Source organism: Bradyrhizobium sp. 192 (assembly GCF_023100965.1).
GTDB lineage: Bacteria > Pseudomonadota > Alphaproteobacteria > Rhizobiales > Xanthobacteraceae > Bradyrhizobium > Bradyrhizobium symbiodeficiens.
In genome coordinates, this window is sequence record NZ_CP064690.1 from 863,714 (window position 1) to 877,759 (window position 14,046).

At 65.0% G+C, this 14,046-nt stretch carries 14 protein-coding genes and 1 pseudogene; 7 read left to right on the forward strand and 8 right to left on the reverse strand.

Going from position 1 to position 14,046, the window contains the following annotated elements:
- Nucleotides 1–25 precede the first annotated feature (25 nt).
- Both IVB24_RS04035 and IVB24_RS04040 read left to right on the forward strand, forming a co-directional pair.
- Nucleotides 26–1,714 carry a methyl-accepting chemotaxis protein gene (locus IVB24_RS04035; RefSeq protein ID WP_247772118.1) on the forward strand — a complete coding sequence of 563 codons (1,689 nt, stop codon included), beginning with the start codon at nt 26–28 and terminating at the stop codon, nt 1,712–1,714.
- Between the two features lie 48 nt (nt 1,715–1,762).
- Nucleotides 1,763–2,857 (forward strand): ecdysteroid 22-kinase family protein, encoded by a 1,095-nt coding sequence (locus IVB24_RS04040; RefSeq protein WP_247772119.1) that lies wholly within the window; start codon nt 1,763–1,765, stop codon nt 2,855–2,857.
- Nucleotides 2,858–2,949: 92 nt separating this feature from the next.
- Here the strand turns inward: IVB24_RS04040 and IVB24_RS04045 are convergent, their stop codons facing one another.
- The 3 genes from IVB24_RS04045 to IVB24_RS04055 are packed head-to-tail and all read right to left on the reverse strand — an operon-like array spanning nt 2,950 to nt 6,161.
- A complete protein-coding gene (locus IVB24_RS04045; protein ID WP_247772120.1) occupies nt 2,950–4,506 on the reverse strand; it encodes an MDR family MFS transporter in 1,557 nt (518 codons plus the stop codon).
- Nucleotides 4,507–4,510: 4 nt separating this feature from the next.
- Nucleotides 4,511–5,686, reverse strand: a complete 1,176-nt coding sequence (locus IVB24_RS04050; protein ID WP_247772121.1) for an HlyD family secretion protein — start codon at nt 5,684–5,686, stop codon at nt 4,511–4,513.
- Nucleotides 5,679–6,161: a MarR family transcriptional regulator gene (locus IVB24_RS04055; RefSeq protein WP_094976217.1), complete on the reverse strand. Its 483-nt coding sequence runs from the start codon at nt 6,159–6,161 to the stop codon at nt 5,679–5,681. Before IVB24_RS04055 ends, IVB24_RS04050 begins: the two co-directional genes overlap by 8 nt.
- A gap of 154 nt (nt 6,162–6,315) precedes the next feature.
- Between IVB24_RS04055 and IVB24_RS04060 the strand changes: the two genes are divergently transcribed.
- The 5 genes from IVB24_RS04060 to IVB24_RS04080 all read left to right on the forward strand — a co-directional run bounded on the left by IVB24_RS04060 (nt 6,316) and on the right by IVB24_RS04080 (nt 10,937).
- Nucleotides 6,316–6,810, forward strand: a complete 495-nt coding sequence (locus tag IVB24_RS04060) for a transcriptional repressor (RefSeq protein WP_140481626.1) — start codon at nt 6,316–6,318, stop codon at nt 6,808–6,810.
- Nucleotides 6,811–6,846: 36 nt separating this feature from the next.
- Nucleotides 6,847–7,800, forward strand: a complete 954-nt coding sequence (locus IVB24_RS04065) for a DMT family transporter (RefSeq protein ID WP_094976219.1) — start codon at nt 6,847–6,849, stop codon at nt 7,798–7,800.
- A gap of 13 nt (nt 7,801–7,813) precedes the next feature.
- A complete protein-coding gene (gene ispG, locus IVB24_RS04070; protein ID WP_247772122.1) occupies nt 7,814–9,097 on the forward strand; it encodes a flavodoxin-dependent (E)-4-hydroxy-3-methylbut-2-enyl-diphosphate synthase in 1,284 nt (427 codons plus the stop codon).
- A 143-nt stretch (nt 9,098–9,240) separates the two neighbouring features.
- The gene (locus IVB24_RS04075) at nt 9,241–10,137 is read left to right on the forward strand and encodes a TauD/TfdA family dioxygenase (RefSeq protein WP_247772123.1); all 897 of its coding nucleotides are present in this window, start codon (nt 9,241–9,243) and stop codon (nt 10,135–10,137) included.
- A gap of 17 nt (nt 10,138–10,154) precedes the next feature.
- On the forward strand, nt 10,155–10,937 hold the full coding sequence (locus IVB24_RS04080; protein ID WP_247774280.1) for an N-acetylmuramoyl-L-alanine amidase: 783 nt from the start codon (nt 10,155–10,157) through the stop codon (nt 10,935–10,937).
- Between the two features lie 22 nt (nt 10,938–10,959).
- Here IVB24_RS04080 and IVB24_RS04085 read toward each other — a convergent pair whose 3' ends face one another.
- The 5 genes and pseudogenes from IVB24_RS04085 to bla all read right to left on the reverse strand — a co-directional run bounded on the left by IVB24_RS04085 (nt 10,960) and on the right by bla (nt 14,023).
- The gene (locus IVB24_RS04085; protein WP_346771356.1) at nt 10,960–11,115 is read right to left on the reverse strand and encodes a type II toxin-antitoxin system RelE/ParE family toxin; all 156 of its coding nucleotides are present in this window, start codon (nt 11,113–11,115) and stop codon (nt 10,960–10,962) included.
- A gap of 10 nt (nt 11,116–11,125) precedes the next feature.
- Nucleotides 11,126–11,245: pseudogene (locus tag IVB24_RS04090) on the reverse strand (type II toxin-antitoxin system mRNA interferase toxin, RelE/StbE family); the annotation flags it as partial.
- Nucleotides 11,242–11,472, reverse strand: coding sequence for a hypothetical protein (locus IVB24_RS04095; protein ID WP_094976223.1), 231 nt, complete (start codon nt 11,470–11,472; stop codon nt 11,242–11,244). The gene IVB24_RS04095 and the pseudogene IVB24_RS04090, both read right to left, overlap by 4 nt.
- A gap of 37 nt (nt 11,473–11,509) precedes the next feature.
- Nucleotides 11,510–13,117: a Na+/H+ antiporter gene (locus tag IVB24_RS04100; RefSeq protein ID WP_247772125.1), complete on the reverse strand. Its 1,608-nt coding sequence runs from the start codon at nt 13,115–13,117 to the stop codon at nt 11,510–11,512.
- A gap of 48 nt (nt 13,118–13,165) precedes the next feature.
- Complete coding sequence (bla, locus tag IVB24_RS04105; RefSeq protein WP_247772126.1) at nt 13,166–14,023, reverse strand: class A beta-lactamase; 858 nt, start codon at nt 14,021–14,023, stop codon at nt 13,166–13,168.
- Between the last annotated feature and the right edge of the window lie 23 nt (nt 14,024–14,046).

The window sequence follows — 14,046 nt, forward strand, 5'->3', positions numbered from 1 at the left end:
TTCGGCGTGCGCCCTGGAATATTTCATGAAGATCCGTTTGTCGTTGTCCTCCGCGATTTTCGCGTTCGGGATCGTGCTGGCCATCGGTTTTGCCGCGGTGGCCTCGACCAGCCTCTATGCCCTGCGGGAGCTCAAGGTCGGCGGTCCGCTCTACTCCGACATCAAGCTCGGCAACGACCTCATCGCGGACATCCTGCCGCCGCCGGAATACGTCATCGAGGCCTATCTCGAGGCGACCCTGGCGATGCGGGAGCCGGACCAGCTGGCGGCCCACGGCGAACGCCTGGTTCAGCTCCGCAAGGATTACGACGAGCGCAAGGCGTTCTGGGTCACCTCCAGCCTCTCGGCCGACCTGAAGACGGCGCTGGTGTCGAAATCCGATGCCGAGGTGCAGAAATTCTGGAAGGCGTCCGACCAGCTCCTGCCGGCCCTCAAGGCCAAGGATGCAGCTGCGTCCGAGCGCATCTATGCGCAGCTCAAGGACGCCTACACCGCGCATCGCGCGGTGATCGACAGCATCGTCGAGAGCGCCAACAAGCAGAATGCCGACATGGAGAAGCTGGCCGCGGACCGCGACAGCTCCATGCTCTATATCCTGCTCGGAGTCTCCGCCGCCGTCCTCGCCTTCATTGCCGCGGGCCTGCTAGGTGTTGCCGTCGGTGTGGTGCGCCCGATCGTGCGCATGACGGGCACGATGCAGAAGCTCGCGACCGGCGATCTGGCCGCCGACATTCCGTTCGCGCACCGCCGGGACGAGGTCGGCTCGATGGCGGGTGCGCTTGTGGTGTTCAAGCAGGCGGCGGTCGAGAATTCCCGCCTGCGCGAGGAGCAGTTGCAGCAGGAGCAGGCGGCTGCGCTTGCCAAGCGCTCCGCCCTGCACCAGATGGCCGAGACCGTCGAGCGCGAGACCGGCCGCTCGGTCGACAGCGCGGGGACGGCGACGCAAGGCGTCGAGCGGGCCGCCTCCAGCCTGTCCGCGATCGCAAGGTCGCTCTCCGCTCAGTCGCAGGCCGTCGCGGCGGCCTCCACCCAGGCCCTCGGCAGCTCGCAGACCGTCTCGGCCGCGGCCGAAGAACTGAGCGCCTCGATCCGCGAGATCGCAAGCCAGGTCGCACGGACCAGCACCGTCACAAAATCGGCGGTCGCCGGCCGCGAGCAGGCGCGTTCGACCATCCAGGCGCTGGCCGGATCGGTGAAGAAAATCGCCGAGGTCTCAGACCTGATCGGCGGCATCGCCGGCCAGACCAACCTTCTGGCACTCAATGCCACGATCGAGGCGGCGCGCGCTGGCGAAGCCGGCCGCGGCTTCGCCGTGGTCGCCGCCGAGGTGAAATCCCTGTCGGATCAGACCGCCAAATCCACCGAGGAGATCGGGCGGCTCATTGCCGAGATCCAGACCTCGACGCAGGCCGCGGTCGAAGCCGTCGAGACTATGGGGGATCACATCGTCGAAATCGACGGCGTCGCGACCTCGGTTGCCGCTGCGATGGAAGAGCAGGACGCCGCGACCCGGGAGATCTCGCGGTCGATTTCCGAATCGGCTTCCGCAGCGAAGGAGGTCTCGGCCAAGATCGGCAATGTCAGCCGCGACGCAGCTTCCGTGGACGAGCGCGCGGCGGAGGTCAGGCAGGCGATCGCCGGCATGGCGGCCAATCTCGAGCAACTCCGGTCGGTCGTGGTGCGGACCGTGCGCGACTCGACCGCGGCGGCCTGAGCCCGGCATCGGTTCGGCCGCTGGGGCTTGGGGCTATGATCGTGCAGTATGGCGCGGGACAGGGGCATCGTGAATTTCATGACACCTCCACAACTGCCTGATGTCGTTGAGCCCGCCCGCTTGACGGCGGCGCTACGGCGAGGCGGCGTGCTGGACGCTGGCGCGGTCCGCGAGGTGAAGGTGCTGCATCAGCGCGACACCGTCGTGTCACATATCACCCGGCTTGGCCTGCGCTATGTCGGTGAATCCGGCGGGGCGCCGCAATCGCTGATCCTGAAGACGGCGAACGCAGCGTTCGCCGAGAAGCTTGCCAATGGCGGCCGGCAGGAAGTGACCTATTACACGGAGTTGGCGCCGGGCATGCCGCCGGGTCTCGTGCCCCGCTGCTTCGACGGACATTTCGACGAGGACAGCCTCGCTTGGCATCTCTTGCTCGAGGACCTCACGGACAGTCACGCCATCGCGGCGGTCTGGCCGCTGCCGCCATCGCGCGATCAGGCGATTGCGATCGTGACCACCCTCGCGCGCTGGCACGCGGCGTGGTGGGACCATCCGAGCCTCGGCGACGCCGTCGGCACCTGGGCGAGTGCCGACGACAGCGCGGCGCGCATGGAGACCTTCGCGGGTCATTACGACCGCTTTGCCGATTCTCTCGGGGACCGTCTCAGCGAGGAACGGCGTACCCTCTATCGCCGCCTCATCGATCAGTCGGACCGACTGTCCCAGCGTTACCACTCACGCCGTCATCTCAGCATCACCCATGGCGATGCCCATGTCTGGAATTTTCTGCTGCCACGCGCCGGCGTCGCCGATACCGTGCGCATCTTCGATTTCGACCTGTGGAGCATCAACGTTCCAACCCATGACCTCGCCTACATGATGGCGATGCACTGGTATCCGGAGCGCCGGCAGGCGCTCGAACGCTCGCTGCTCAATCTCTACCATGAGACGCTGATCGAGAGCGGCATCACCGGCTACACGCGCGGCGCGCTCGATCGCGACTACCGCTGGGCGGTGCTCTGGCAGATCACGCGGCCCATCTGGCAGTGGAGCATCAACATCCCGCCGGTGATCTGGTGGAATAATCTGGAGCGGATATTTGCGGCCGTGGATGATCTGGGCTGCGAGGAGTTGCTGGGGTAGCTCGTGTCCCGGGCGCGGCACAGCGCGGAGAGCGCGTTCACAGCGCACCGCTGAAGAAGCGCTGCGCTGCGTCCGGAGCACGCGAGCGACCCCTACTCTATCACCGCATGTTCCGGTCCCGCGGCCTGCTTGCGCAGCGTGGCTTTGGTCGAGCCGATCAGCAAGGCGAGCGGGATGGTGCAGAGGACGAAGAGCATCACCAGCTGGTAGTCGTGCGCGAAGGCGATGATCTGTGCCTGCACGCTCACCATCCTGTCGGCCATGGCGCGGCCGGCGTCGGTGGACAGGTTGATCAGGCCCCTGACGTCGGGCATCTGCAGTGCATGGTTGAACGGATTGATGTGCTCGGACAGGATCGCGTAAGTTCGTCGCGTTCCCTGCGTCAGTTGCGCGATCACCACGGAAATACCGACCGAGCTCGCGACGTTGCGCATCAGGGTCAGCATCGCGGTGCCGTCGGTGCGCAACTCGTTCGAGAGCGTCAGGAACGCCACGGTCGAGAGCGGCACGAAGACGAGGCCGAAGCCAAAGCCCTGAACGACGCTGACGGCGACGATCTCCGGCACCTGGGTCAGATCGGTCCAGCCGGTCATCTGGAACAGCGAGCCGGCGGTCAGCGTCAGACCGGAGATGATCAGCGTGCGCGCCTCGACATAGCGCATCATGCGGCCGACCAGCATCATGGCGAAGAAGGTGCCGAAGCCGCGGCTCGCCAATAGCAGTCCGGCGGTGATGATGGGATAGCCGATCACGTTCTGCATGTAGGGCGACGCCAGCGCCATGGTCGAGAACAGCACGAGCCCCATCACGACCATGAACATGCAGCCGGTGACGAAGTTGCGATCCCGAAACAGCGCGAAGCGGATGAACGGCGTCGAGGTCGTGAAGGAGTGCGCGAGGAAGAAATAGGACGCTGCGGCCGAGACGATGAATTCCGCCAGGATCTCGTTCGATTCCAGCCAGCCCAGCTGCTCGCCGCGGTCGAGCGCAAGCTGCAGCGAGCCGATCGCCACCGCCAGCGCGGCGAAGCCGAACCAGTCGAATTTGAGGCTGATATTCCTATCCGTCTCGTCCATGAAGACGATCAGCCCGAGCACGGTGATGAAGCCGAACGGCAGGTTGACGAAGAACACCCAGTGCCAGGAATAGGTCTCGGTCAGCCAGGCGCCGAGCGATGGGCCCATGATCGGGCCCATCATCACGCCCATGCCCCAGATCGACATCGCCTTGGCGCGTTCCTGCAGCGTGTAATAGTCCAGCATCACGGATTGCGACAGCGGCACCAGGGCTGCGCCGAACACGCCCTGGAGAAGCCGGAACAGCACCATCTGGTTGATGTCCTGCGCGAGTCCGCACAGCACCGAAGCCATGGTGAAGCCGGCTGCGCAGATGATGAAGATGCGCTTGCGGCCGAAGCGGTTGGCAATCCACCCTACCGGGGCCGTCATGATCGCGGCGGCGACGATGTAGGAGGTCAGCACCCAGTTGATCTGGTCCTGCGAGGCCGACAACGAGCCCTGCATGTAGGGCAGGGCGACGTTGGCGATCGTCGTGTCCAGCGCCTGCATGATGGTCGCGGTCATGGCGCAGATCGTCACCATGTTCCGGCGCAGGCCAGGGACCATCAGGGCGGGATTGGACTCCGCCATCGGATCAGTCCTTGTCCTGATCTTTGTCTTGGCTCGCCGTCGCCGACAAGCCGAACAGGCCAGCGAGCGAGCGCTTGTGGCCGGTGTCGATCGTGGCATAGACGCTCATGCCGGCCTTCAGCTTCCGCACATATTTGTCGGTCTCGTCGAAATAGATTCTGATCGGCACGCGCTGCACGACCTTGACGAAATTGCCGGTGGCGTTCTGCGGCGGCAGGATGGCGAATTGCGCACCGGTGCCGGGCGAGAGCGATCCGATCTTGCCCTTGAAGACGTGGCTGGGGAAGGCGTCGACCTCGAGCGTGACGGGCTGACCTTCGGTGACGTGGGTGAGGTCGCTCTCCTTCGGGTTGGCGTCGACCCAGGGATGGGCGACGTCGATGATGGAGAAGACCGGCGTGCCGGCGGTGACGAACCGGCCAAGTTGGATCTGCTCCACCTGTGTGGCCACGCCGTCCATCGGGGCGCGCAGCACGGTGTGGTCGAGGTTGCGCTGGGCATCGTCCAGCCTGGCTTTTGCCTGTGCGTAAGGCGGGAATTGCTCCAGCGGCAACGCTGAATCGCCGAGCAGCTGCGTCTTGGCGTTGGAGAGTTGCTGTTTGATGTATTGCGCCTGCGCGCCTGCGGTGACCAGCGCATTCGAGGCGTTGTCGAGATCGAGCTGCGAGCCGAAATTGTTCTTCACCAGCGCCTGCTTGCGCTCGACGTCGCGCTGCTTCAGATCGATGCCTTGCTGGGCAAGGTTGAGCATGTCGCCATAGATCTTGATGTTGGCGACGAGATTGTCATAGGTCGTGCGGGTTTGGGCGAGTTGCGCCTTGGCCTCGTCGACCGCGTGGCGGAACGGAACGGGGTCGATCTCGAACAGCTCGTCGCCGCGCTTGACCGACTGGCCTTCCTTCACGATCACCTTCAGGATCTTGCCGGAGATATCGGGCGTCACCAGCACTTTCTGCGCGCCGACATAGGCGTCGTCGGTGCCGACATAGCGGCCGCCATGCAGATAGAAGGTGAGGCCGCCGACGATGGCGACGAGAGGCAGCACGACCAGAAGCAGGAAGCGGCGATAACGCCGCAGGCCCGCGACCAGACGGCGTCGGGGATCGGTGCCGGCCTTCTTGGTGGGCTTGCCGGTGTCGGTCTTCTGCTCGGGCTGGAACTTGAGGACTTGATCAGCCATAGCGCTGCTCCTTGCGCGCCTGTTCCGCACCGCTGGTCTGGATCGCGGTGCGCACGTTTTCCTTGATGGTTTCGAGCTGGGTCAGCAGGCGATGAGCGTCGGCCGGCGTGATGCCGTCCAGCGCGTTGGCGGTCAGCTCCGACTTCAGCCCGCTCATCCGGCCCAGCAATTGCCGGCCGGCCTTCCTGAGATAAAGCCGCTTGACGCGGCGGTCCGAAGCGTCGCTGCGACGCTCGATCCAGTCGCTGTCGCAGAGCTTGTCGATCAGGCGGGTCAGTGTGATCGGCTGCATCTCCAGCAGCTCGGCGAGTTCCGACTGCTTCATGCCCTCGCTGCGCTCGACCTTGGCCAGCACCGCCCATTGCGCGCGGGTGATGCCGAAGCGCGAAGCCTCCTTGTCGGCATAGACGCGCAAGAGGCGGTAGAGTTCGCCCAGCGTGAACAGGAAATTCTGGTCGACGGACCCGCGGGTCATAAGCTTTGTCTCCAATGAGCTTGAATATAATAAGCAAGCTTATGATTATTTCATGCCGGGTTAGCGGGACGCTGTCCCGCAGCAAAAGCATGGCTGACAGCCACTCGGCGGTCGTGCTTTGGGTTCCCCTGCCGAAATGCTAGAAGCGGGCCGCATGACCCTCGCAAAGCCGGCATTTCCCGCGCCCGACCATGATCACGGCCGCTGCACCGCGGATGCGCTGGCGCATGCCGAGGCCGTTTGCGAGCAGCGCGCGCAGAAGTTCACGCCCATTCGTCGTCACGTGCTGGCGGCCTTGCTCTCCAGCCACCGCCCGCTCGGCGCCTACGAGGTGATCGACGAATTGGCCAAGTCGATGGCGCGTCCGGCGCCGATCACGGTCTACCGCGCGCTCGATTTCCTGATGGCCAACGGCCTCGTGCACCGCATCGAAAGCCGCAATGCCTATCTCGCCTGTGCCGCCCACGACCACGACGCGACCTCGGCGGTGGCGTTCCTGATCTGCGAGCGCTGCGGCCTGGTCGGCGAGATCCCGTCAGCGTCCTTTGCCAACGATATCAACGTTGCCGCGCGCAGTTCAGGCTTCGCACCCAAGCTGTCCGTGGTCGAGATCACGGGCATCTGCACCCATTGTCAGAAAGCTGCATAAAGCAAACAACGGCGCAAAGCCGGTTTTCGGGAAGAGATGTCCTCACCACAAGCCAACCCCTCCGCCGCACGCCCCCTCAGCGCCGGCGCCATCGCCCTGATGCTCATGCTGTGCCTGACGTGGGGGTTCAACCAGATCGCGGTGAAGCTGGTGCTGCCGGACATCCCGCCGATGCTGCAGGCCACGATCCGGTCGGCGGGCGCGCTGCCGGTGCTGTTCCTCATCGGCACGTTTCGCGGCGTCAAATTCTTCGAGAACGACGGCACGTGGAAGCCGGGTCTGATCGCCGGTCTGATGTTCGGCATCGAATTCGTGCTGATCTTCCAGGGGCTACGCCTCACCTCGGCCTCGCGCGCGGTGGTGTTCCTCTATACCGCGCCGTTCTTCGTTGCGCTCGGCTCCTACCAGGTGCTCGGCGAGCGGCTCGGCGCCTCGCAATGGCTAGGCCTCGCCATCAGCTTTGCAGGCGTCGCCCTCGCGATTGGCGTGCCGCAGCCCAATGTCGATTCGCACGTCCTGCTCGGCGACCTCATGATCGTCGGTGGTGCCGCGCTGTGGGCGGCGACCACGCTGGTTGCCAAGGGGACGCGCTTGCGGTTCGCCGCGCCCGAGAAGGCGCTGGGCTATCAGGTCGCGATCTCGATCCCGATCCTGGGGCTGGCGGCCTGGCTGTTCGGCGAGACCATCACGCACACCCCCGCGCCGCTGTCGCTCGGCCTGATGGCGTTCCAGGCGATCTGGGTGGTTGGAACCACGTTCACGCTTTGGTTCGCTCTCGTGAAGACCTATTCGGCCAGCAAATTGTCGGCTTTTACCTTCATCACCCCTTTGTTTGGCGTGGTCGGTAGCTATTTCATCATGCATGACACCCTAAGCTTGGCGTTCGGGGCGGCAGCCGTCCTTGTAATTGCTGGGCTTTTTCTGGTTAACCGTCCGAGCCAAGTCGCTGCGGCGCCGCGCGACGCATTGCTGAACGTCACCAAAACCTGATATTTGGACCCCCATGAACAAGCCCGAAACATCAATCGATTCCGACATCGCGGGGCCCGCGCCGCGCCATCGTACCACTCAGGTCAAGGTCGGCGACGTCGCCGTCGGCGGCGGTGCGCCGATCGTCGTGCAGTCGATGACCAACACCGATACCGCCGACATCGACGGTACCATTGCCCAGGTCGCAGCGCTCGCGCGCGCCGGCTCCGAAATGGTCCGCATCACCGTGGATCGCGAGGAAGCCGCTGCCGCCGTTCCGCACATTCGCGACGGCCTCGCCAAGCGCGGTATCACCACGCCGCTGATCGGCGACTTCCACTATATCGGCCACAAGCTGCTCGCGGCCTATCCGGCCTGCGCCGAGGCGCTCGCCAAGTACCGCATCAATCCCGGCAATGTCGGCTTCAAGGACAAGCGCGACACCCAGTTCGCCGACATCATCGAGATCGCCAACAAGAACAGCAAGCCGGTCCGCATCGGCGCCAATTGGGGCTCGCTCGACCAGGAGCTGCTGACCAAGCTGATGGACGAGAATACCGCCTCGTCCAATCCGCGCGATGCGCGCGCGGTGATGCGCGAAGCCATGGTGCAGTCGGCGCTGCTGTCGGCCGCGCGCGCCGAAGAGCTCGGTATGCCCAAGAACCGCATCATCCTCTCCGCAAAGGTCTCTGCGGTGCAGGATCTGATCGCGGTCTACGAGGTCCTCGCCAGCCGTTCCGACTACGCCATCCACCTTGGCCTCACCGAGGCCGGCATGGGCACCAAGGGCATCGTTGCTTCCTCCGCCGCGCTCGGCATCCTGCTGCAGCAGGGCATCGGCGACACCATCCGCATCTCGCTGACGCCGGAGCCTGGCGGCGATCGCACCCGTGAGGTGCAGGTCGGCCAGGAGCTGCTGCAGACCATGGGCTTCCGCACCTTCGTGCCGCTGGTCGCGGCCTGTCCCGGCTGCGGCCGCACCACCTCGACCACGTTCCAGGAGCTGGCAAGCTCGATCCAGGAGTTCATCCGCGACGAGATGCCGACCTGGAAGACGAAATATCCCGGCGTGGAAGAGCTCAACGTCGCGGTGATGGGCTGCATCGTCAACGGCCCCGGCGAATCCAAGCATGCCAATATCGGCATCTCCCTGCCCGGCACCGGCGAAGCGCCGGCCGCGCCTGTCTTCGTCGACGGCAAGAAGTTCCGCACGCTGCGCGGCCCCACGATCTCGGCCGACTTCAAGGCGCTCGTGACCGACTATATCGAGCAGCGTTACGGCCAAGGCGCCAAGGTGCCGGTGACTGCGGCGGAGTAGTTTGCTCCAGATCAGGAATGGTAGGGCGAGTTAGCGAAAGCGTAACCCTCCTTTTTGCGCCCGCGAAGTGGCGGGTTACGCTTCGCTAACCCGTCCTACATTGCTACGATGTCTCCCAATCAACAATGATCGGGAGACACGCCATGAGCTCACTCGCCGGCAAGCAGGGCCCGCGCTATCGCCACACGGCCGAGGATGGCGCGCCGTACGAAACCATCTCGGTCGAAAAGCTCACCCCCATCATCGGCGCCGAAATCTCGGGCGTGGACATCGGCAGGCTCGTCTCCGACGACGCCCGCTCCAACCAGCAGATGGACGAGATCCACCGCGCGCTCGCCGAAAACCTCGTCATCTTCTTCCGCGACCAGAGCATCACGCCGCAGCAGCACCTCGCTTTCGGCCGCAAGTTCGGCGAGCTGCATTTTCATCCCGCAGCTCCCCACGAGGACGAAGACCCCGCGCTGATGAAGATCTACGCCGACAAGAATTCGCCGCGTGCCAATGGCGAGGGCTGGCATTCCGACGTGTCCTGCGATCTCGAACCGCCGATGGGCTCGATCCTCTACATCAAGCAGTGCCCGCCGCGCGGCGGCGACACGCTGTTCGCCAACATGTATGCGGCCTATGATGCGCTGTCCGATCGCATGAAGGCCTATCTCGATGGCCTCACGGCTCTGCACGATGGCGAGCCGATCTATCGCGGGCTCTACGCGAATTACGGCGTCGCCGACCGCCCGGCCTATCCGAACGCCGAGCACCCCGTGGTGCGCACGCACCCGGTCACAGCCAAGAAGGCGCTCTATGTCAATCGCGGCTTCACCCGCCACATCAACGGCATCCCTCGCGACGAGAGCGACGCGATGCTCGCCTATCTCTACCAGCACGCCGAGAACCCCCTGTTCCAGTGCCGCTTCCGCTGGACCGAGAACGCCATCGCATTCTGGGACAACCGCTGCACCCAGCACCGCGCGATGTGGGACTACTGGCCGCATACGCGCTCGGGGACGCGGGTGACGGTGAAGGGGGAGCGGCCGGTGTGAGAACGTCGTGGCGTGCTATCGCGGTCTCGCTGATCCCGCTTTTGCTTTCGCCGATCGACGTTGCGTGGGCAGCCGGCGCACCCAAGCTTGCGAAGGCGAGGTCGAGAGCGATCGCGCCGGAGGCATGCGAGCCGCGCAAATTCCGAATCGTCGTGGATGTCGGCCACACCCCGGATTCCTACGGCGCGCTGAGCGCCCGCAACGATCCCGAGTTCGGCTTCAACTTCAGGCTCGCGAGGTTGGTCACGACCAAACTCAGGCACGAAGGCTTTGCGGCGACACGGCTTCTCGTCACGGACGGCAAGGCGCGACCGAGCCTGTTCAAGCGGGTCAGTGCCGCGAATGACGGCCGGGCCGATCTCTTCCTGTCGATCCACCATGATTCGGTGCCCGATAAACTGCTCGAGACCTGGGAGTTCGATGGCGCGAAGAGCTATTTCAGCGACCGCTTTACGGGTCACTCGCTGTTCGTGTCGCGGCAGAACTCGCACTTCGCCACCAGCCTGATGCTGGCCCGGATGATCGGCAGGCAGTTGAAGGAGCAGGGGCTGCATTATGCCAGCCAATACACCTTGCCGCTGATGGGCCGTTACCGGCGCCAGTTGCTCGACAAGGATTTCGGCGTCTACCGCTATGACGGGCTCGTCGTCCTGTCGCGGACGAGCAGTGCCGCAGTGCTGCTCGAGGCCGGCTCCATCATCAACCGCGACGAGGAAATGGCGATGAACTCGCCGGAGCGTCACGAGACGATTGCGGCGGCCGTGGCGGCGGCCATAGGCGAGTTTTGTGCGAGGCGGTAGATTGCGTCAGACATGGCAGGATTCAAGGCCGAGGCTGCTGCGCTCCATGACGCACATGGAGGATTACGATCTCGGCGTCTGCAGGATTGACCGTGTAAAAGATGAGATATGGGTAGCGAACGGTGGGGAACATGCGGACGCCGGGCTCGTCTGTAAGATGACCGACCTCGGGAAACATCCTGGAGCAGGCCGGCGACCGCTTTGATGCGCTCGACCACGGCGACCGCGGCCGTGCGATTACGCTCGTGAATATAGGAAAATATGTCGTCTATGTCCGAAAGTGAACTCTCGGACCAGCGCACCCTCATGCACTGTAGCGATTGAAGACGGCGGCAACCGCCTCGTCGCTCGCGAGCCTCCCTTCGCGCATGTCCTTCAGGCCACGGTGCACGGCATTTCGCTCGTCGTCGCTGAGGCGATAGATGCCGAGATGCCTGTTCTCGATGTCGGTCAGGGACCGCATCAGTTCCTCTTGGGCCTCTTCGGGCCAGGCGGACACGCGCTCCAGCAGGATTTCGAGAGCTTGCTTGGTCATTTGGCAATCGTAGCAGATCACGGGGCGATTTGCACGCCTACAGCGGCGTCCGCCGATATTCCCGGTTCGCCAGGCTCGCCTCCTCCAGATCGAGATCGCGCTCGATCCGGCGGCGGGTCTCGTCGGTGATCTGGCCGTCGCGCAGGAGATCGTGGATGAATTTTCGTTCGGCGGTGATCAGGTCGCGGGTCAGCGCGGTGCCGGCGGCGGAGACGTCGTGGTGGGTGGGGTCGAGTGAATCGGGGAGCTGACTGATACGGATGTCGTGGCGGGCGCGCAGCAGCCGCATCACTTCGTCGGAGACGTCCTTCTCTTCAGTCAGCGCGTCGAGCGATTTCAACGCGGCATCGAGGGCCTGGCGTCTCGCCGCGATCTCGGCCTCGTGCTCGGCGGCATGCTCGTTGCGGCCGGCCTCGGCGACGCCGAGCCAGCGCACCACCGGCGGCAACGTCAGGCCGACGCCGATCAGCGTGACGAAGATGACGCCGAAGGCCACGAACAGAATCAGGTCGCGATACGGAAATGCATCGCCGCCCGGCAGCGTGAACGGCAGCGCCAGCGCGGCCGCGAGCGATACCGCGCCGCGCACGCCGGTGAAGGCGAGCACGAACGGCCACTGCCAGGGCGGCGCCGGGTCGCGCTTGCGTAGCGACTTGCTGAGCATCCGCGGCAGATAGGTTGCGGGATAGAGCCAGGCAAAGCGCGCGGCCACGATGATGACCAGGACCAACGCGGTCGCGATCAGGATGTCGTCGAGCGGGAACGCCTTCGATTTCTCGTAGAGCGCCCGCATCTGGAAGCCGGTGAGCAGGAACAGCACGCCCTCAATCAGGTAGATCACGAGATCCCAGAAGAAGATGCCTTGCAGGCGCGTCGCCGACGAGATCAGCAACGGGCCGTTCCAGCTCACATAGAGGCCGCAGGCCACCGTCGCGATCACCCCGGAGCCCCCGATATGCTCGGGCAGCCAATAGGAAACGTAGGGGGTGATCAGCGACAGCGTCAGCTCGACCTGGGGATCCCCGGACCATTTGCGGAGGCGAAGGGAGAGCCAGCCGACGCCGATGCCGAAGGCGATCTCGCTGGCGACGATGAGGAGGAATTCGCCGGCGGCCAGCGGCAGCGAAAAATGACCGACCATGATGGCGGCCAGCGCGAAGCGATAGAGGATCAGCGCCGTGGCATCATTGGCGAGCCCTTCACCCTCGAGGATGACCAGCAGACGCCGCGGCATGTTGAGCCGGCGCGCGATCGCGAGCGGCGCCACCACGTCGGGCGGCGCGACGATGGCACCGAGCAGGAAGGCGATGGTCCAGGGCAGGCCGATCATGTAGTGCGTGGCGGCCGCCACCAACGCCGCAGTGAAGATCACGGCGCCGACCGCGAGCAGCACGATGGGGCGCAGATTTTTCCGGAATTCGCGCCAGCTCATGGCGACGCTGGCCGAGTAGATCAGCGGCGGCAGCACCATCAGCAGCACCAGTTCTGGCGGCAATTCCACCGCCGGCATGCCCGGCACGAAGGCGAGGCCGACGCCGGCCACCATCAGCAGGATGGCAGGGGCGACGTTGAAGCGGCGCGCAGCGAGAGCCACGCCCGCCAGTACGGAGAGCAGGATGAGAAAGGTCTGAAACTTCGCTTCCATGACGGCCTGTCTTGACCCGGAAGCGACTGCTGCGTCAATGCGGGCGGCTTACGCCAGCCGCTCGGCCACCATCCGCCCGATGCGTGCAAAGGCGGCTTCGATCTGCGCCGCATTCGGCGTGCCGCCCTGGGTATAGGCCGCCATCAGGATCGGCGTTTCGGGCTTCGGCCAGGCGACCGCGATATCGCCCGAAGCATCCTTGCCGTTGTTGCCGGTCTTGTCGCCTATGGTCCAGCCTGCGGGCAGGCCGCCGCGCAGCCGGTTCGCGCCGGTCTTGCAGTTCACCATCCACTCCGTGAGCAGGGCACGCGAGGCCGGCGTCAGTGCTTCGCCCACCACCAGGCGCCGCAAATTTCCCGCCATCGCTGCCGGCGTCGTGGTGTCATGGGGATCGCCGGGCGGCGAGCGGTTGAGTTCGGGCTCGTTGTGATCCAGCCGCGAGGTGGTGTCGCCGAGCGACCGCCAGAACGCGGTGAGCGCGGCGGGGCCGCCGATCCGCGCCAGCAGCAGATTCGCGCAGGTGTTGTCGCTGAGTTCGACGATCGCCTTGCACATGTCGCTGACCGACATCGCGCCGGCCGCAAGATTCTGCTTGGCGACCGGCGCATACTCCAGCAGATCGGCCTTGCCGTAAGCGATCGTGGCCGCAAGCTTCTCTTCGCCGCGATCGACCCGAGCCAGCACGCAGGCCGCGAGCGAGGCCTTGAAGGTCGAGCACATCACGAAGCGCTCGTCGGCGCGCCAGGTGAGCTTCTTGCCGGTCGTAAGGTTCTCCGCATAGACCCCGATCCGCCCGCCGCTCTCGCGCTCATAGGTTTCGAGTTCGGGCGGTGGCTCGGCGGCCAACGCGGGGGAAGCCGCGATCCAGCATAGCGAGGCGAGCAGGGAACGGCGATCGAGCGGCATGGGAAGCCTTCAGGCGAGTGGAG